Genomic DNA, 17879 nt, shown 5'->3' on the forward strand with positions numbered 1-17879 from the left:
GTCGCCGTCATCGTGCCAGCGCTCCCCCGCTCTGTCCGAAATAATGCACGCGGGCCGGCTCGCAGGATATCGCCACCATTGCATCCGGCCTGATGTCGGGCTGACCGCGCAGCAGCGCCCGCAGCCGTGCCTGCCCGGCGGCCAGCGTCACCACCGTATAGCCGCCGAGCGGCTCGGCCTCGAACACCCGCGCCGGACGGCTTGACGTCCCATCCACCCATGGCCCGACCTTGATGTCTTCCGGCCTGAGCCCGATCTGGACGGCATCGGTTGGAGCAGCCTTATCAGCGATGCGGATCGTGCCTTCCGCCGCCTCGACGCCGCCGGCGCCGCGCACCGATTTCAGGATGTTCATCATCGGCGAACCGAGCAGTCGCGCCACATAGGTGCTGGCTGGGCGGTCGTAGATTTCGGCCGGCGCGCCGATCTGCCTGATCTTGCCGTTCTCCAGGATGGCGATGCGGTCGGCGACCGACATAGCCTCCTCCTGGTCGTGCGTGACGTAGATCAGCGTCTTGCCGAGTTCGCGCTGGATGCGCTTCAGCTCGACGCGCGTCTCCTCGCGCAGCCGCGCGTCGAGCGCCGAGATCGGATCGTCCATCAGATAGGCATTGGGATCGCGCACCAACGCACGCGCAATCGCTACGCGCTGCCGCTCGCCGCCCGAAAGCTGCGCCGGCGGCTTGTGCAGGATATGACCGATATGCAGCTTGGCGGCGACATCGGCGACGCGCTTTTTGATCTGGAGTTCGGCGACCCCGCGTTCGACCAGCGGGAAGCGCACATTGTCGAGCGCGCTCATATGCGGGAACAGCGCCAGATTCTGGAACACCATGGCCACGTTGCGCTCGGCCGGCGACACCGCATTGACCGGTTTGCCGCCGATCAGGATCTCGCCCGTATCAGGCGCTTCCAGCCCAAGCACCAAGCGTAGGATTGTAGACTTGCCCGACAGCGGCGGACCGAAAAAGCAAAAAAACTCGTTGTCGTTGACCGTGAACGAGGCGTCGTCGACGGCGAGTGTTTTGCCGTAGCGCTTGGTCACATTGCGGAAGACGATGTCGGCCATGGTCTCAGTCCGCTTTCATGGCGCGGCCGGTGGCGGCGTCGAAGATGCGCACCGACTGCGCGGCCGGCGCGAGGATGGCGGTTTGCCCGATCGCCAGGCCGACATCATTGTCGAACACCGCCTTCACGGCGCTCTCACCCTCACCGAGATGGACGATGGTGCGCGCGCCGATCCGCTCGACGAAGGTCACCGGCATCGACAAGCCCAGGCCACGCTGTACCAGTGTCACCTGCTCCGGACGAAAGCCGTAAAACACTTCGCCGCGCGCTCGGCGCACGGAAGCGGCGATATCGTCGGGCAGCGGTGGCGTGGCGCCCAGCGGACCGAGGTCGACGATCAGGCCGCGGTCGCTTTCCGCCAGCCAGCCCTTGAGCAGGTTCATGCCCGGCGCGCCGATGAAGCGGGCGACGAACAGATTGGCCGGATTGTTGTAGACCTCGAGCGGCGTGCCGACCTGCTGCAGCACGCCATGGTCCATGACAGCGATGCGGTCGGCCATGGTCATCGCTTCGAGCTGGTCGTGGGTGACATAGACCATTGTCTGCTTGAACTGGCGCTGCAACTGCTTCAGCTCGGTGCGCATGACGGCCCGGAAGGCGGCGTCGACATTGGACAGCGGCTCGTCGAGCAGGAAGATCGCCGGCTCCATGATCGCCGAGCGGCCAATCGCCACGCGCTGCAGAATGTTGACCGACAGCCGGTCGGCCTTGCGGTCGAGCAGCGGCGTTAGCTGCAGCATCTCGGCAATGGCGCCGACGCGGCGGTCGATCTCGGCTCGCGCCGCGCCGCGCATCCTCGGTCCATAGCCGAGGTTCTGGCGCACCGTCATATGGGTGAAGATGGCATAATTCTGGAACACGAAGCCGACGCCGCGCCGCCCCATCGGCACGCCGGCCATGTCCCGCTCGCCAAACAGGATCTTGCCGCCGGTCGGCTCTTCCATGCCGGCGATCATGTTCATCGTCGTCGACTTGCCGCAGCCCGAGGGGCCGAGCAGCGCCATGAACTCACCGTCGGCGATGGCCAGATCCATGGTCTTCAGCGCGGTGAAGTCGCCGAATTTCTTGACCAGGTTCTGCAAATGGATGGCGCTCATGCCGGCATCTGCGCTGTACGCGCCATGCGCTTCATGGCAAACACCGCTGCGATCGACAGCACGATCAATATGGCCAGCGCGATCGCCGCGACATAACCCCAGATCAGGTCCTGCGTCGTCAGCTTGTAGATGTAGACCGAGATGGTTTCGGTGGCGACGCCGGGACCGCCGCCGGTCATGATGTAGAGCGTGTCGAAGATCTTGAAGTTCTCGATCACCCGGATCGCCAGCGCGATGATGATGATCGTCTTCATCTTCGGCAGCACGATGGTGACGAAGCGCTGCCACGGATTGGCGCCAAGCAATGTCGCCGCCTTGATCTGGTCCTCCGGCACGCCAACCAGGCCGGCGAGCAGGATGAGGAACATCAGCGGTGTCCACTGCCAGATGTCGGCGACCATGACGGCAAACAGCGCCAGCGTCGGGTCCGACAGCCAGGCAATGGTCACCGGAGAACCGGTGAGCGACGACAAGATGTCGTTCACCGGGCCGCCGGACTGGAACAGCATGAAGAACATGTAGCCGGCCACCGCCGGCACCACCATCATCGGCATCAGCAGGACCGAATAGAAGATGCGCTTGCCCGGAAACTCGTCGGCAAACAGCGTTGCCAGCGCCAGCCCGAGCAGGAATTCCACCGGCACGCAAACAATCATGACGATGGCCGTGCGCTTCAGCGCGCTCCAGAAGCGCGCATCGGCGGCAAGGTCGGTGTAGTTGGCAAAACTGTTCCACATCGACCAGGCGCTCCACCAGCCGAGGCCCGACAGCGGCGACCAGTCGGTCAGGCTGATGTAGAGCTGCATCAGCAGCGGGAAGACGGCGATGAACAGCACCAGGATCTGCGCCGGCAGCGTCAGCCGAAAGCCGAGTTTTGCGCCATCGTCCCGCTGGGCCGGCTTTGCCTGGACGGCGTCCATGTCGTCCTCCGAAATCGTTGCGGTCACCGCGCTCATTGCTTGAGCGCCCCAAAGGTCAGGCCGCGCACCAGATGGCGCTGGATGGCGATGCCCATGATCACCGGCGGTACCGCGGCGATCAGGCCGAGCGCCGCCTTGGCGCCGTAGAGCTGTCCGGTCATCGAGGATGACAGCGAGGCCATGTAGACGGGGATCGTCACCCATTCGCGCGTCGTCAACAGCAGCGCGATCAGATAGTCCGACCAGTTGAGGATGAAGACGAAGAGCGCTGCGCTCGCCAGCGGAGCGCGCATCATCGGCAGCGTGATGCGGGTGAAGACGCGCCACCGCGAACAGCCCTCGACCAAGGCCGCTTCCTCGATCTCGCGCGGCATGTCGTCAAAAAAGGTCTTCATCAGCCAGAAGGCGAACGGCAGCGTGACGATGCCGTAGATCAGCGATAGCCCCCACCAGCTGTCGGTGAAATTGAGGAAAGCCCACATGATCATGACAGGCGTCATCACCGCCATCGGCGGAAACAGCCTGAGCTGGATCAGCGCCAGCGGCAGGTTCTGGCCCGAGCCGAAGCGCGACAGCCCGTAGGCGGCTGCGGTACCGGCCGACATGGCGATCGCTGTTCCGAACGTGGCCGACAGCAGCGACGACAGGATCGGTTTCAGCGCGTTGCGGTCAAGCGCGACGATCAGATTGTTGGTGGACTCGCCGAAGACGAAGCGAAAATTGCTGAGCGTCGGGTTTTTCGGCCACCATGTCAGCTCGGCGCCGGTTGCCGACCATTCGGCGATCGGCTTGAACGCCATCGACACCATCCACAGGATCGGGATCAACGTCACCGCCATGGCCGCGGCAATCGCGGCATAGCGGAATATCTCGAAGGGAGCGGAACGCTTCATCTGGCTGCTTTGCTGGTGGCGTCGTTTAGCGGAGAGGAGGAGCGACAAGCCCCTCCCCTCCCTTTTGATCCCGGATCAGCTGATCGGATCGAGAACGGTCGGCCAGGCCTCCTTGTTGGTCTTGATGGCTTCGAGAAGCTTATCCTCGCCGATGCGGCGGGCAATCTTCTTCCACTCGCTCTCGGTGTCGGCCATTGCCTGCTCTGCGGTCTTGGCCTTGGTCAGCGATGCCATCAGGTTCTCGTCCAGCGCATTGTGGAAGGCGGTGGCACCCGGATAGTTGATGGTCGGCACGGTGCGGGCGACCGTCTCGCGCACCACGTCCATGTGGTAGGCGTGATAGGTCTGGCGAACCAGCGGATCGGAGAAGTCCGACAGCCGGAACGGATCGAAATAGCCGCCCGGATTGGCCGTCATCCAGGCATAGATGCGGGCGGAGCCCAGCCATTGCAGCAGGAGATACGCGACCTCCTGGTTTTTCGACTGCGATGAGACCATGCCGGTCAGCGAGAACCACAGCACCGAACGGCTGATCAGCTTGCCGCCGATCTCGCGACCGGGCGGCAGCATGGAGCCGATCTTGCCGGTGACAGCCGAATCCTTGTTGCCGGCATTGTCGAGGAATTTCGGCAGATTGGAGAAGGCGCAGGTCATCGCCGCCCCACCCTTGGCGAAATTGCCATATTGCTCCGGCCAGCCCCACGAGATCGCATCCGGCGAATGATGCGCCAGCGAGGCGATGTATTCGTTGGTGGCGGCAATGCCCTGTTCGGAATTGATCAGCGGCTTGCCGTCTTCGCCGAACAGGAACTGGTTGGGCGACGCCATCGAAACATAGCGCTGATACCAGTTGGTGTAGCCCCAGCCCTGGTTGCGCAGGTCGGTCGAGCCGAACAGGCCCTTGTCCGGGCGCTGGAAGAAGGCGGCGATGTCGCCGTGCTGTGTCCAGGTTTTTGGCGGCGCCAGATCGTAGCCGTATTTGTCCTTGAACGCCTTCTTCTCGGCTTCGTCGCCGAACAGATCGGTGCGGTAGACCCAGGTCTGGAAGTCGCCGTCCAGCGACACGCCATAGGTCGAACCGCGATATTTGTTGAGCAGCGACACGCCCTTGGCGCCGTCGACATAGCCGGTCTTGGGGTCGTCCCACTCCGGCTTGTACTGGGCGACGAAGTCGTCGAGCTTGGCGATGCCGCCGGTTTCGGCGAGGTCGCCGAGGCGGTTCCATTCCGTCGAGTAGATGTCGTAGGCCCCACCCTTGGTGGAGATGTCCTGCATCGTCTTGGTGAATTCCTGGCCGTTCGGCAGGCCGACGATTTCGATCGGAATGCCGGTTTCCTTTTCCCACAGATCCTTGATCGACGGCGCACCGGCCGGGAACGGCTGCGTCAGCTGGCCGATCGAGCCATCCGAGAGGCCGAGCACGATCTTGGCCGGTGCCTTGCCGGCGCCCTTCAGCGCCTTGGCCGCCTCGATGGCGCGGCCTTCCGGCGTGTCGGCGCCATACTGATAGCGCTCGGCGCCGTCGAAGCCGGTCGGGCCGCCGACCATGCCCGGCGCCAGCGCGTCGGCCGCAAAGGCGCGGCCGGGGCGAATGAATTGCGGGGCGATACCTGCCGCGGCCACGAAGACGGCCGCCTTTCCACCGGACGCCAGCAAACGGCGCCGCGACATGCGGATTAAATCAGACATTGAAAACTCCTCCCTCAGAGCCTTGTTCCTCCATGGCTCCGATGATTGATATTGACGGCACTATGCAAAGGCTGTCAACATCATAAATAATCAAAAAACATCATAACATCGCATACAGGGAGAGAAAATGCCTTACACCGATCACCAGTCACCCCTCCCGATGCCTGTATTTGATGGGAAAATGCGGCTCGCCTCACACGCGCGGCTGGGCCGCATGATTTGGTTTAGCGCAATGGCTTGCGCATCGGCCAAGGCCGGTTACATCATTTCCCATCAGAATCGCGGACAGCGATGAACCGTCATCCGAGTCCGGGTTGCGCGATTTTGATGCTTTTGCTGAGGTGATCGACAGTGCGGTCCACGCTGACAGACATAGCCCGGGAAGCCGGTGTCTCCCCGGCCACGGTCGACCGTGTGCTCAACAACCGTGCCGGCGTTCGGGCGCGCACCCGCGAAGTCGTGCTCGAGACGGCACAGCGGCTTGGCTACATCGCGGAAAATTCGAACAGCCCGGTGCCGCGCAGCGCCTTCTCCGGCGACGTCATCCGGCTCGACTTCGCGCTTCCGGCCGGCACAAACTCCTTCATCAAGATGCTGCATCGCCACATCGAGGCGCAGGCGCAGGCGCGGCCCGATCTCGACGTCCATGTCTCCACCATTGAAGGGTTCAATCCGGACCGGCTCGCCCGCCTGCTGCAGGATTTGCGCGGCCAGACGCAAGGTGTCGGCGTCATCGCGCTCGACCACCCGACGGTGCGCGAGGCGATCCGCTCGCTGTCGGCCAACGACATCAAGGTCGTCACCATCGCCTCCGACATCCAGCATGTGCCGAGGGTCGCCTATATCGGCATCGACAACCGCGCCGCCGGGCGACTGGCCGGCTATCTGCTCAACCGCTTCATGGGATCAGGGCGTCCGGGCAAGGTGGCGTTGTTCGCCGGCTCGCTCTCCTATCGCGGCCATGAGGAACGGGAGATGGGTTTCCGCCACATACTGACGGAGGAATCGCCGAACCTGCAGATCGTCGAAATGCGCGAAATGCTCGACGACCGTGAGAAAGCCTATTCGGAGGCGTCCGCCCTTTTGGAGCGCCATCCGGATCTCGCCGCGATCTACAATGTCGGCGCCGGCAACACCGGCATTGCCCGCGCGCTGAAGGGGCGCGGCCGCGAACATTCGACCGTGTTTCTCGGCCATGAAGTAACGGACGGAACCAAGGACCTGCTGCTCGACGGCACGCTCGACGCGGTCATCGACCAGAACCCGCGCGTCGAGGCCCGCGAGGCGCTCAACACGCTGACCCATGCAGTGAAAGGCCTGCCCTACGAACTGCACCAGCCCCGGCTGCAGGTGATCTTCAGGGAAAACATCCCGGAGATTTGAGCAGTAGAAGGCTTGGCCGGATCCTATCCGGCGATCAGCACCGTGCTCTCCGGCGACCAGCGAAGCACCACGTCCTGCCCTTCGGCCAGCCGCTCGATGCCGGTGTTCTGGACGATGACCTTCAGCGTCTGGCCGGCCCGTTCGACGAAATAGGTGCTGTTGTTGCCGGCAAAGATACGCTTGGACACCTGCCCCTTGAGCATGTTGGCTTTGACCGCATCCGGCGCCCCCGCATCGGTGGCGATGCGGATGCGTTCGGGCCGCACCGCGCAGATCGCCTTGGCCCCGGCGGCGAGCTTTGCACCTGCCCCGGCGGCGATCGCCGTGCCGTCGGCCAAGCGGATACCGTTGCCGGTCGCATCGCCGCGAAAAATGTTGGCGTCGCCGAGGAAGGTGGCGGCGAACTCGCTCTTCGGGCTGTCGTAGATATCTTCCGGCGGCCCTTCCTGCACCAGCCTGCCGTCGCGCAATATGCCGATGCGGTCGCTCATCGTCAGCGCCTCTTCCTGGTCGTGGGTGACGAAGATGGTGGTGATGCCGATCTCGCGCTGGATGCGCTTGAGCTCGATCTGCATGTCGACGCGCAGCGCCTTGTCGAGTGCGCCGAGCGGCTCGTCGAGCAAAAGCACCCGCGGCTTGGTGACGATGGCGCGGGCCAATGCGACGCGCTGGCGCTGGCCGCCGGAGAGCTGGTGCGGCCGGCGGCCGCCAAGCTTGCCGAGTTGCACCAGATCGAGCGCGCGCTGCACTTCACTGGCAATGGTCGCCTTGGCCTCGCCTCGCACCGACAGGCCGAAGGCGACATTGTCGGCGACGCTCATATTGGGGAACAGCGCATAGTTCTGGAACACCATGCCGATCTGCCGCTTTTCGACCGGCACGCGTTCCACACTTTCACCGCCGATGGCGATGCGGCCGCTATCAGGGAAATCGAACCCGGCGATCTGTCTGAGCAGCGTGGTCTTGCCGCTGCCCGAGGGACCAAGCAGCGCATAAAAACCGCCATCGGCGAAATCGATGGACACATCGTCCAGCGCCTTGTGCGCCCCGAAGCTGCGCGACACATTCGATACCTGGACGCCAGCCATTATTTCTCTCCGCCGAATTTGAAGAAGCGCGCCGTGAGCAGCATCAGCGCCATCGACACGACAATGATAATGGTCGAGACCGCATTGATCTCGGGCGTGAAACCCTTGCGGATCGCGGCATAGATTTCGACCGGCAGCGTCGTCTGCCCCGGCGTCGCCAGGAAGTAGGAGACGACGAACTGGTCGAACGACACGGCAAACGCGAACAAGCCGCCGGCGATGACGCCGGGCATGATCCATGGCAGCGTCACGCGCGCTGTGACCTGCCACTGATTGGCGCCGAGCGACCGCGCCGCCTCTTCCAGTTCCGGCGCAAAAGTCTGCAGCCGGGCCGATACGACGACGATGACATAGGGCAACGCCAGCGCCACATGGCCGAGCAGGATGGCGAACAGGCCGCGCCCGATGCCGACGCCGAAGAAGAAGATCAGCATCGCCGTGCCGGTGATCAGCCACGGAATGGCAATCGGCGGAAACAGCAGCGCCTGCAGGAATTTCTTGCCGCGGAAGTCGTAGCGGTAGAGCGCCAGCGATGCTGCCGAGCCAAGCACCACGCAGATGATGGTGGTGATCACCGCGATCTCCAGGCTGTTCCAGGTGGCAGCGATGAGCTGGTCGTTCTGCCATAGCGAAGCGTACCATTCCGTCGTCCATTCGAACGGCAGCTGATAGAACGGCGAGACGTTGAGCGACATCAGCGCCATGATGATGATCGGCAGATAGAGGAAGGTGAGCAGCAGGCCGATATAGAAGCGGCCGAGCCCTTCGAGGACGCGGGTCGTCATCATCACCCGGCCCTCTTGAGCACCGGCGAGGCAACCGCCAGGATCACCAGCACGACCGCCAGCAGGATGAAGGACAAAGCCGCCCCCAGCGGCCAGTTGAATACTGCGACGAACTGGTCCTCGATGATCGTTCCGTAGAACGTGCCGGTGCGCCCGCCAAGAATGCGCGGCTCCATGAAAGAGCCGACAACCGGCACGAAGATCAGCGCGGCACCCGCCACCAGTCCGGGCATCGACAGCGGGATGATCACCCGCTTCAGCACCTGCAACCGCGACGCGCCGAGCGAGCGGCCGGCCTCGATCAGCGAGTCGTCAATTGCTTGCAGCGTTAAATAGCAGGTCAGCACCATGTAGGGCACGTAGGAGTGCACCAGACCGATGATGACGGCCGGGTAGGAATACATCAGATCGATGTTGATCTTGAACGGCAGCACCGCATTGAGCGCCGTGTCGAGAATGCCGCCCTCGCGCAAAACCATCGCCCATGAGAAAATGCGCACCAGCCCGTTCGACCAGAACGGCAGGATCACGAGCAGGAAGATCGCCTCGCGGCTGCGGCCCTTCAGCACCTTGGCCAGCACATAGGCCGCAGGATAGCCGATAATGACGCACCACAGCGTCACTTCGAGGCCGAGCCTGAGCGAGGCGAGCAGCAGCGTCAGGTAAAGGCTTTGCGAGAAGAAGGCGGCATAGTTGCCGAGCGTAAAAGCCCATGGCTTTCCCGACAGAGGCAGGTCGGTCATGAAGGAGAAGAACACCATGGCCGAAAGCGGCAGGAAGATCGCCGCCGTCAGCCAGAGATAGGCCGGCGCCAGCAGCGGCAGCGCCGAGCTCAGCCCGCTGCGCGACGTACCCTGCGCTGCCATGGTAACCCTCCTCCCAGGATTGAAAGACCAGCCGGCGCGAACCGCCGGCTGGCCGGGACGTAAGCTTTACTTCACGTCGACCTTGAGCTGCTGCCACAGCGCCAGATAGGCTTCGCGCTGTTTGTCGGTGATCGGCGCCTGGAACTGGATGCGTTTGGCAACCTCGGGATCGCCCATCACCTTGCGGTTGAAGGCATCCTCCGGCAGCGCTTCCACCGCCTTGGTGTTGGCGGAGACGGGAGCGCCGACCTTGGTGACCCATTCGACATAGAATTTCGGGTCGATCATGTAGTTGATGAAGGCTTCGGCGCCCTCGACATTCTTCGAACCGGCCGGAATGGAGAAAGCATCGAGCCAGGCGACGGCGCCCTCCTGCGGGATGACCAGCGAGACCGGCAGCTTGAAGTGGGTCTTGGCGCGGTCGGCCGAACCGCTCCAGTAGGTGCCGATGTCGATCTGGTTGGAGGCGACCATCTGGTTCCAGTCGTTCTCCGAGCTCCAGAAGGTCTTGATCTGCGGCATCAGCGAGGTCAGCTTCGCCTTGACCGCCTCCATATCCTTGATGTCGTTGATATTCTGGCCGGTGGCAATGGCCCCGAACTGAACCGCCTCGACGGCGTCGTCGCGAATGACTACGCGGCCCTTATGCGCGGCATTCCACATTTCGGCGATTGATGTCGGCGGCTTGTCGAAGGACTTTTCGTTGATGGCAAGCGCCGTCAGCCCCCACACCCACGGCACGCCATAGACCTTGCCGTCATGGTCGAGCATCGGCGAGCTCGCTTTGTCCGGGCTGATATTGGCATAGTTTGAAAGCTTCGACACATCGATCGGCTGGATCAGCTTTTCCGCCATCGCCTGGTCGTTGAAGGCGGCATTGATCATGACGACGTCGTAGAGCCCCGGGTTGGTCCGGATCTTGGTCAGCATTTCCTGTTCGGAATTGAAGAAGTCGTTGATGACCTTGTTGCCGGTCGCCTTCTCGAAGGCTTCGACGGCCCACGGCTCGTCGGCGCCGTAGCCCTTCCAGTTGAGCACGTGCACTTCGCCGGCGCTGGCCGCCAGCACCGAGGCGATGACGGAGGTTGCAGTCAGGAAAGCGGTCAGTCTGGGCATACGCATGTTTTCTTTCCTCTCATTGTTTGCCCGATTGATGGGCTTGTTAAGTTGCAGTCGCTTCCTTCCGGCCATGCACGGTTGTCGCTTCGCCGTGCTGGCTCAGGAATTCCTGGATTTCCGTGTCGATCGGCGCCGACGACCCGCCATGGCGGGTGACCGAAAGCGCGGCAGCCGCATTGGCATAGCGTGCCGCGTCGCAAGGGCTCAGGCCGCGCGAAAGGCCGCTGACGAAGGCGCCGATATGCGTGTCGCCGGCGCCATTCGTGTCGACAGCCTCCACCTCGAAACCGGGAACCGTTCGCGTGCCGCCGTCGGCCATGCGGACAAGGCAGCCATGCGCGCCGGCACGGATGACGACGCCCTCAGCCCTGGGGCAATGCTCGGCAAGCAATCGGATCGCGACGGCCTGGGCATCGCCCGCGCCGGCGATTTCCGCGGCCTCATTGGTGTTGCAGCTCAGCCAGGTCGTGCGAGCGAGAACCCTGTCCAGGATCCGGCGCGGAATGTCTGCGATCACCGGCGTCGGGTCGAAGACGAAAGGAATGTCGGCCGGCAGCGTCTCGATCCAGTCGGCGAGCACATCGCGGCTGCCCGGGTAGCTCAGCGTATAACCCGAGGTGAAAACCCAGTCTCTTGCCATGACTTGGACCGGCTTCATCATGTCCGGCGCGAGCCGGCTCTCGGCCCCCGGCCAGGAGACGAAGGTCCGTTCGGCGTCGCCACTGATCATGGCGACGCAATTGCCGCTGTCCATGATCGGCGACGGCGGCGTCAGCGTCTCGATGCCTTCGGCCGCGAATGCGGCGCGCAGGAAGTCCCCGTCCGGCCCGGTGCCCAGCTGGCCGCCGAACACCACCTTCATGCCGGTGCGGCTTGCCGCGACCATCATGTTGAAGCCGCCGCCTGCGACCCGCGCATAGCTCGTAGCGGTCTTTTCCGTACCGGCCGCCGGTAAGGCGTCGATCGCGTAGACATAATCGACCACAGCGCTGCCGACATGGACGAGCCGCCTGCTCATGCGGCGCCCTCCTTGCCTGGTCCGGCCTTCCTGGTTCTCGCGGCGACCAGGTCGCCGGCCAGCGCGCGAACCTGCGCGATGTCGATGCCATGCAGTTGGGCGATGCGGTCCTGCGGCAGCTTCGACAGTCCGGCGCAGGCGCCGGCCATGCCCGCTGCAATCGCCCCGATCGTGTCGGTGTCGCCGCCGAGATTGGCCGCAATGACGGCAGCCCGCCATGCATCGCCTTGCGCGACCTCCAGCACCGCGAATGCCGCAGGCACCGATTCCTGGCTGGCGACGCCGGTGCCGACCAGGTCGGCGATCAGCTTGATTGCTTCTTTCTCCGGTTTGCCCCGAACGAGCTCCTGCGCCCAGATAATGCGCGCCGCGATGTCGCCGCCGGTGACCCAATGGCCGAGAGTGGCGCCAAGTCGTGCGGCGGCAACGGCATGGCCGGATGCGGCGAGCCAGTCGCTACCCGAGACACCGAGACTGACCGCGGCTGCAACCGCGGCAGCCGATGCGATGGCTATCGACGTATTGTGCGTGGCCCGGCAGGTTTCCGCGACTTTGGCGACCAGGGCATCGAGCGGCTCCGGCGGCATCATGATGCCGACCGGCGCAATGCGCATCGCCGCGCCATTGGTGTCGCCGCCACGCCCGGCCTCCTCGGCCGGCACGCCGCTGTTGATGGCGTCGATGGCGCGCTTGGTCGATGGTCCAAGCAGATCGTAGCTGCCGCGCGCCTTGACGTCTCGCTCCCAATCCAGAAGCGCGTTGACCCAACGCGCATGGTCGAAGCGGTCGCCGGACTCGACAAGGATGCGACCAAGCAGCAGCGCCTGCTCGGTGTCGTCGGTGACGGCGCCGGCCGGCAGTCCCTTCGACACGGGATGATCGGCTGAGGGCGCCACAAAACCCTCGACGTGGCCGTAGAACTCGGCGATGCGGGCCGGCGACAGAAGCTGCGTCGGCATACCCAGTGCATCGCCCAGCGCCCCACCGATCAGCGCGCCCATTGCCCGATCACCCGTTGTTCGATCGCCCATTGTTCGATCGCTTGCCTCCCCCGCCATACTCAGAACTCCAGGTGAAGCGCGAAATGCGCGGGGTTGAGCAGGCTGGTGACGAATTCGATGGCGCGGCCGTCGGCGGCGCGCGTCAGGCGGCGCGTGCGCAGGAACGGCGTGCCGGGCGCGCAGCCGAGGACTGCGGCGTCGGCGGCGCTCAGCATCTCGATGTCGACCCACTCCTCGCCGTGGTCGGGAACAAGCCCTGCCCCGCGCAGCGTCTGGTGGAGCGTGCCTTCGCGCAATCCTCGCAGCGGGATGTCTTCCAACTCGGGCGACAGCGGCAGGCGGCTGCGCTCGATCGAGATGGCGTGGCCATCATCGGCGTTGGTGCGAGCACGGTCGACCGCGATGAAGGACGAACTTTCGACGCCGAGCCTGCCTGCCAGTTCCGCATCCTCGATGATCTCGAGCCGCAATGTGCGGGTCTCGGCATTGGCGCCCGCATTGGCAAGCGCGCGTGACCAGCCGATCGCATCGTCGACCGGCTTGCCGTCGAAGGTCACGAAGGAGCCGATGCCGACCTTGGTGGTGATGAGCCCCCGGCTCGACAGTTCCTCGAGCCCCTTGCGGACCGTATTGCGGCTGACGGAGAAGCGCTGGACGAGCTCGTTTTCGCTCTGCAGCCGATCGCCGAAGCCAAGCAGGCCGGAGCGTATCTCATGCTCCAGAACCGTCGCGATCTGCTCGGGCTTGCCCGTGCCGGGTGATAGCTGCATCGCGCGGCGGACCATATCAATACCTGTTCAGTGAACCTGTATAGTCCTGTTCATTAGCGCATTTGAAATGAAGCGTCAACGGCCAAGGTTTGCGCGTGCCATGGCGGCTTATTTGGGCGCTTGTGCTGCCCCTCACCTGCCTGCCGGCATCCTCTCCCCCGTATAGTGACGGGGAGAGGGGCGGTCTCGTCGATGATTTCACCAGTCGCCAATGTCGCAAGAACGGCGCCGAGGCTGAGGCAAGCTCCTTTTCCCCGTCACTATACGGGGAGAAGTGCCCGGTGTCCGAACCGGATAGATGGGTAACAGAATGGACCGATTAGATGGGTGACAGTTTTCTCCCTCGCCGGGAGGACCGGCGATGGTTTGGCGAGAGACTGGCATCATGGATGAGCGGCTTCGGTTTGTGGTGGGGTGCCTGACCGGCGAGGAGACGATGGCGCAGCTGTGTGCGACGTTCGGTATCTCTCGCAAGACTGGCTACAAATGGCTTGAACGCTACCGGAAGTTTGGGCCGGCAGGTCTGCATGATCTTCCGCGTGCGCCACTCAATCACGGCCGGGCTACGCCTTGGGATGTGGTGGAGCAGATCGTTGCTATGAAAGAGGCGCACCCGCTGTGGGATCCCAAGAAGATCATGGCCAGGCTCAAGCATGCGGAGCCTTGCTGCGGCTGGCCCGCGGTCTCGACGGCTGGTGAACTTCTGAAGCGACATGGACTTGTGGGGCGCAAGCGCAGGCGCTGGAAGGCGGCAGGCAATGGCCCATGGCCGGAGGCTTCGGAGCCGAACACGGTGTGGACCGGGGACCACAAGGGCTGGTTCCGGACCCGAGACGGGTGGCGTTGCGAACCGCTGACGGTGATGGATGTGGCGAGCCGCTATCTGTTGGGGCTGGAGGCAACGAACTCGACGGCGGATGAAGAGGCCTGGCCGGTGTTTGAGCGGTTGTTTGAGGAGAATGGCCTGCCGGATCGGTTCAGAAGCGACAATGGTTCACCATTTGCATCGGCCGGCGTCACGGGGCTGACGCCACTGCGGCGCGCTTCGTCAAACTCGGCATCGTCCTTGAGCGCATCCAGCCGGGAAAGCCGCAGCAGAACGGACGCCATGAACGTTTCCATCTGACCATGCTGCCGATGGCCAAGGCGCCGGAAGCCGACAGAACGGCCCAAGCCCAGGCTTTCGAGGCCTTCCGGCGCAGCTACAATGAGGAGCGCCCGCACGAGGCACTTGGCATGGGAACCCCAGCACAGCATTACCGGCCCTCGACCCGGTCCATGCCCAAGACTACCCCTGAGCCGGACTATCCGGCCGAAGCAGCGGTGCGCAGTGTGCGCCAGAACGGCGCCGTCAAATGGCAGGGCGCCGAAATCTACGTCTCTGCCACGCTGGCAGGCGAACCGGTTGCCATCGAAGAAACTGAGAGCGGCGAATGGGCGATACGCTTCTATGCCCACCCGCTCGGGTTTATCGACCAGAAGCACGGGAAACTGGTTCGCCGAAGCGCCGCGCCAACCAAACCGCTTGGCGCTGCGGCGAACTCAACATAAGGCGAAAACTGTTACCTATGTATCCGGTTCAAACTGTTACCCATCTATCGGCTGGACACCGGCAGGGCGATGAGGGGCAACGCCGACTTTCGGCGGTTGAGCGGCTGATCAGACGAAGAAGAATTCCTCGACGCGCTGCTTGGCCTTCCGCAGCACCGGCAGGATGTCGTGCTCCATCGCCGCGACCGAGAAACGCGCCGATTGCGTCGAGACATTGATGGCGGCGACTATGCGGCCGGCGCGATCACAGATCGGCACGGCTATCGAGCGCAGGCCGAGCTCCAGCTCCTCGTCGACGATGGCAAAGCCACCCGCCCTCGCGGCGTCGATCGCCTTGCTGAGGGCTGCGCGGCTGGTGATCGTCTTCGGCGTCCGCCGCTCGATCTTTGCTTCGGCAAGGAAGGCCTTCAGCTCGTCCGGCGCGAGCCCCGCAAGCAGAACCCGCCCCATCGAGGTGCAATGCGCCGGCAGCCTGGTGCCGACATCGAGCGATACGCTGAGGATGCGCCGGCCGGGGATTCGCGCGACATAGACGACATCCTCGCCCGACAGCACCGCCGCATTGCAGGCCTCGTTGAACTGCCCTGCCACCTCTCGCAGGATCGGCGCCGCGAAGGTCCACAGCGAAGCGCCGCCAAGCCAGGTCCGCACAATGGTCAACAGGCGCGGCGAAAGCGAAAACAGCCGGCCGGATTGCGTCGCATAACCGGTAGCGGTCAGCGTCAGCAGAAATCGGCGCGCGCCAGCGCGGGTCAGCCCCGCCTCTTCCGCCATCTCGGTCAGCGTCAAGCCCGCCGGATGCCGGGCAAGGATCTCCATGACCGCAAGGCCGCGTTCCAGCGAACCGACATGGTCGCGCGTCGTTCCCTCGTCGTCCATGCGGCCTCCGCGAAACAATGAGTCGCCATTGACTCATCGCGGCGACCCGATGTAAAAGTATTGCATACAAAACAAATGTTCGCAATACGAACTTTTGGAGTTTCCTGCGATGGTCAAATTCCTGCCGCTCAGTGAGGCCGTGGCCGAGAATCTGCATGATGGCGACGCGGTCGCTTTCGAGGGTTTTACCCATCTGATCCCGACGGCGGCGGCGCATGAGGCGATCCGCCAGGGCTTTCGCGATCTCACGCTGATCCGCATGACCCCCGACCTGATCTACGACCAGATGATCGGCATGGGCATGGCGAAGAAGATCATCTTCTCCTATGTCGGCAATCCCGGCGTCGGCCTGCTGCGGCGCGCCCGCGACGCCATCGAGAACAGCTTTCCCCGGGCGATCGAGATCGAGGAGCACAGCCATGCCGGCATGGCCAACGCCTATGAGGCGGGCGCGGCCGGACTGCCCTGTGCGGTGTTTCGCGGCTATCGCGGCGCTGGGCTTGTCGCCGTCAATCCGAACATCAAGTCGGTCACTTGTCCGTTCACCGGCGAAGTGCTGGCGGCGGTTCCCTCGATCCGCCCGGACGTCACCTTCATCCACGCCCAGAAGGCCGACAAAAAGGGCAATGTGCTGGTCGAAGGCATTGTCGGCATCCAGAAAGAAGCGGTGCTGGCCGCTAGCCGAGCCGTCGTGACGGTGGAGGAAGTCGTCGACAATTTCGACGACCTGCACCCCAATCTGACCGTGCTGCCGCGCTGGACCATCGCTGCGATATCGGTGGTGCCCGGCGGCTCCCATCCCTCCTACACGCACGGCTATTATGCCAGGGACAACGCCGCCTATCTCGAATGGGACGAGATCGCCGCCGACCGTGAAAAATTCCAGGCCTGGATGCAGGCCAATGTCATCGAACGCACGGCCGATGATTTCGCGGCCCGAGTCGAACATCTGAGGAGCGCGGCATGAGCGGCTTCACCCCCAATGAGATGATGACCATCGCCGCCAGCCGCGCCTTGAAGAACGACGATGTCTGCTTCGTCGGCATCGGCGCGCCGTCGGCCGCCTGCAACGTCGCGCGGCTGACGCATGCGCCCGACATCACGCTAATTTATGAAAGCGGCACCATCGGCACCGCGCCCGATGTTTTGCCGCTGTCGATCGGCGACGGTGAACTCTGCGACACCGCCGTCACCACCGTCTCGGTGCCCGAAATGTTCCGCTACTGGCTGCAGGGCGGCCGCATCTCCATCGGCTTCCTCGGCGCGGCGCAGCTCGACAAGTTCGGCAACATTAACACCACCGTCATCGGCGACTATGCGCATCCCAAGACCCGCCTGCCCGGCGGCGGCGGTGCGCCGGAGATCGCCACCTCATCGAAGGAGATCTACATCACCATGGCGCAATCGAAGCGCGGCATGGTCGAAAAGATCGACTTCTTCACCTCCTTCGGTCATGGCGACGGCGGCGACCATCGCCAGCACCTCGGCATCGACACATCAGGGCCGACGCTGCTGATCACCGACCTCGCCATCTGGAAGCCCGACCCGGTGACCAAGGAATTCACCGTGGTGTCGCTGCATCCCGGCGTGACGCGCCAACAGGTGCAGGACACTTGCGGCTGGACGGTGAGATTTGCCGATGCGCTTGAAGTGACGTCGGCGCCAACAGCGCTGGAACTGACGACATTGCGCGACCTGCAGGCCCGCACCAAGGCGGCGCATGAGGGAAGCGGAAAACAAAAGGCTGCATGA

Annotated in this window: 16 protein-coding genes and 1 pseudogene; 4 read left to right on the forward strand and 13 right to left on the reverse strand. The window is 63.8% G+C overall.

Going from position 1 to position 17879, the window contains the following annotated elements; translation table 11 throughout:
* Positions 1-7: 7 nt before the first annotated feature.
* The 5 genes from AC1D1N_RS09655 to AC1D1N_RS09675 form a co-directional block, all read right to left on the reverse strand.
* Positions 8-1069, reverse strand: a complete 1062-nt coding sequence (locus AC1D1N_RS09655; RefSeq protein ID WP_477348137.1) for an ABC transporter ATP-binding protein — start codon at positions 1067-1069, stop codon at positions 8-10.
* Between the two features lie 4 nt (positions 1070-1073).
* Positions 1074-2165, reverse strand: a complete 1092-nt coding sequence (locus AC1D1N_RS09660) for an ABC transporter ATP-binding protein (protein ID WP_477348139.1) — start codon at positions 2163-2165, stop codon at positions 1074-1076.
* Positions 2162-3121, reverse strand: coding sequence for a carbohydrate ABC transporter permease (locus AC1D1N_RS09665; RefSeq protein WP_477348141.1), 960 nt, complete (start codon positions 3119-3121; stop codon positions 2162-2164). The genes AC1D1N_RS09660 and AC1D1N_RS09665 overlap by 4 nt, the downstream gene beginning before the upstream one ends.
* The gene (locus AC1D1N_RS09670) at positions 3118-3978 is read right to left on the reverse strand and encodes a carbohydrate ABC transporter permease (protein ID WP_112560257.1); all 861 of its coding nucleotides are present in this window, start codon (positions 3976-3978) and stop codon (positions 3118-3120) included. The genes AC1D1N_RS09665 and AC1D1N_RS09670 overlap by 4 nt, the downstream gene beginning before the upstream one ends.
* 75 nt (positions 3979-4053) lie before the next feature.
* Positions 4054-5667: an extracellular solute-binding protein gene (locus tag AC1D1N_RS09675; protein ID WP_477348143.1), complete on the reverse strand. Its 1614-nt coding sequence runs from the start codon at positions 5665-5667 to the stop codon at positions 4054-4056.
* A gap of 351 nt (positions 5668-6018) precedes the next feature.
* Here AC1D1N_RS09675 and AC1D1N_RS09680 point away from each other — a divergent pair, with 351 nt between their 5' ends.
* Entirely contained in the window at positions 6019-7050 is a 1032-nt protein-coding gene (locus AC1D1N_RS09680) for a LacI family DNA-binding transcriptional regulator (protein ID WP_477348145.1), read from the forward strand.
* A gap of 23 nt (positions 7051-7073) precedes the next feature.
* Here the strand turns inward: AC1D1N_RS09680 and AC1D1N_RS09685 are convergent, their stop codons facing one another.
* The 7 genes from AC1D1N_RS09685 to AC1D1N_RS09715 form a co-directional block, all read right to left on the reverse strand.
* Entirely contained in the window at positions 7074-8138 is a 1065-nt protein-coding gene (locus tag AC1D1N_RS09685) for an ABC transporter ATP-binding protein (RefSeq protein WP_477348147.1), read from the reverse strand.
* The gene (locus AC1D1N_RS09690) at positions 8138-8926 is read right to left on the reverse strand and encodes an ABC transporter permease (protein ID WP_112560253.1); all 789 of its coding nucleotides are present in this window, start codon (positions 8924-8926) and stop codon (positions 8138-8140) included. The genes AC1D1N_RS09685 and AC1D1N_RS09690 overlap by 1 nt, the downstream gene beginning before the upstream one ends.
* A complete protein-coding gene (locus AC1D1N_RS09695) occupies positions 8926-9789 on the reverse strand; it encodes an ABC transporter permease (RefSeq protein ID WP_436260730.1) in 864 nt (287 codons plus the stop codon). The genes AC1D1N_RS09690 and AC1D1N_RS09695 overlap by 1 nt, the downstream gene beginning before the upstream one ends.
* 66 nt (positions 9790-9855) lie before the next feature.
* Complete coding sequence (locus tag AC1D1N_RS09700; RefSeq protein ID WP_352559840.1) at positions 9856-10911, reverse strand: ABC transporter substrate-binding protein; 1056 nt, start codon at positions 10909-10911, stop codon at positions 9856-9858.
* Between the two features lie 40 nt (positions 10912-10951).
* On the reverse strand, positions 10952-11926 hold the full coding sequence (locus AC1D1N_RS09705; protein WP_477348150.1) for a PfkB family carbohydrate kinase: 975 nt from the start codon (positions 11924-11926) through the stop codon (positions 10952-10954).
* A complete protein-coding gene (locus tag AC1D1N_RS09710; protein ID WP_477348152.1) occupies positions 11923-12957 on the reverse strand; it encodes an ADP-ribosylglycohydrolase family protein in 1035 nt (344 codons plus the stop codon). Before AC1D1N_RS09710 ends, AC1D1N_RS09705 begins: the two co-directional genes overlap by 4 nt.
* A gap of 29 nt (positions 12958-12986) precedes the next feature.
* Entirely contained in the window at positions 12987-13712 is a 726-nt protein-coding gene (locus AC1D1N_RS09715) for a GntR family transcriptional regulator (protein ID WP_477348154.1), read from the reverse strand.
* A gap of 346 nt (positions 13713-14058) precedes the next feature.
* Here AC1D1N_RS09715 and AC1D1N_RS09720 point away from each other — a divergent pair.
* Positions 14059-15248: pseudogene (locus AC1D1N_RS09720) on the forward strand (integrase core domain-containing protein).
* 108 nt (positions 15249-15356) lie between these two features.
* Here the strand turns inward: AC1D1N_RS09720 and AC1D1N_RS09725 are convergent.
* Positions 15357-16127 (reverse strand): IclR family transcriptional regulator domain-containing protein, encoded by a 771-nt coding sequence (locus tag AC1D1N_RS09725; RefSeq protein ID WP_477348156.1) that lies wholly within the window; start codon positions 16125-16127, stop codon positions 15357-15359.
* A gap of 109 nt (positions 16128-16236) precedes the next feature.
* Between AC1D1N_RS09725 and AC1D1N_RS09730 the strand changes: the two genes are divergently transcribed.
* Both AC1D1N_RS09730 and AC1D1N_RS09735 read left to right on the forward strand, forming a co-directional pair.
* Positions 16237-17094: a CoA transferase subunit A gene (locus AC1D1N_RS09730; RefSeq protein ID WP_352562209.1), complete on the forward strand. Its 858-nt coding sequence runs from the start codon at positions 16237-16239 to the stop codon at positions 17092-17094.
* Positions 17091-17879: a CoA-transferase subunit beta gene (locus AC1D1N_RS09735; RefSeq protein ID WP_477348158.1), complete on the forward strand. Its 789-nt coding sequence runs from the start codon at positions 17091-17093 to the stop codon at positions 17877-17879. The genes AC1D1N_RS09730 and AC1D1N_RS09735 overlap by 4 nt, the downstream gene beginning before the upstream one ends.

This window comes from Mesorhizobium sp. P2_B5, assembly GCF_056404775.1.

Coding starts and splice junctions, on each gene's coding strand:
- AC1D1N_RS09700 (WP_352559840.1), bottom strand. CDS start 10,911: ATGCGTATGCCCAGACTGACCGCTTTCCTGACTGCAACCTCCGTCATC.
- AC1D1N_RS09670 (WP_112560257.1), bottom strand. CDS start 3,978: ATGAAGCGTTCCGCTCCCTTCGAGATATTCCGCTATGCCGCGATTGCC.
- AC1D1N_RS09725 (WP_477348156.1), bottom strand. CDS start 16,127: ATGGACGACGAGGGAACGACGCGCGACCATGTCGGTTCGCTGGAACGC.
- AC1D1N_RS09655 (WP_477348137.1), bottom strand. CDS start 1,069: ATGGCCGACATCGTCTTCCGCAATGTGACCAAGCGCTACGGCAAAACA.
- AC1D1N_RS09715 (WP_477348154.1), bottom strand. CDS start 13,712: ATGGTCCGCCGCGCGATGCAGCTATCACCCGGCACGGGCAAGCCCGAG.
- AC1D1N_RS09730 (WP_352562209.1), top strand. CDS start 16,237: ATGGTCAAATTCCTGCCGCTCAGTGAGGCCGTGGCCGAGAATCTGCAT.
- AC1D1N_RS09660 (WP_477348139.1), bottom strand. CDS start 2,165: ATGAGCGCCATCCATTTGCAGAACCTGGTCAAGAAATTCGGCGACTTC.
- AC1D1N_RS09685 (WP_477348147.1), bottom strand. CDS start 8,138: ATGGCTGGCGTCCAGGTATCGAATGTGTCGCGCAGCTTCGGGGCGCAC.
- AC1D1N_RS09695 (WP_436260730.1), bottom strand. CDS start 9,789: ATGGCAGCGCAGGGTACGTCGCGCAGCGGGCTGAGCTCGGCGCTGCCG.
- AC1D1N_RS09690 (WP_112560253.1), bottom strand. CDS start 8,926: ATGATGACGACCCGCGTCCTCGAAGGGCTCGGCCGCTTCTATATCGGC.
- AC1D1N_RS09665 (WP_477348141.1), bottom strand. CDS start 3,121: ATGAGCGCGGTGACCGCAACGATTTCGGAGGACGACATGGACGCCGTC.
- AC1D1N_RS09735 (WP_477348158.1), top strand. CDS start 17,091: ATGAGCGGCTTCACCCCCAATGAGATGATGACCATCGCCGCCAGCCGC.
- AC1D1N_RS09705 (WP_477348150.1), bottom strand. CDS start 11,926: ATGAGCAGGCGGCTCGTCCATGTCGGCAGCGCTGTGGTCGATTATGTC.
- AC1D1N_RS09675 (WP_477348143.1), bottom strand. CDS start 5,667: ATGTCTGATTTAATCCGCATGTCGCGGCGCCGTTTGCTGGCGTCCGGT.
- AC1D1N_RS09710 (WP_477348152.1), bottom strand. CDS start 12,957: ATGGGCGATCGAACAACGGGTGATCGGGCAATGGGCGCGCTGATCGGT.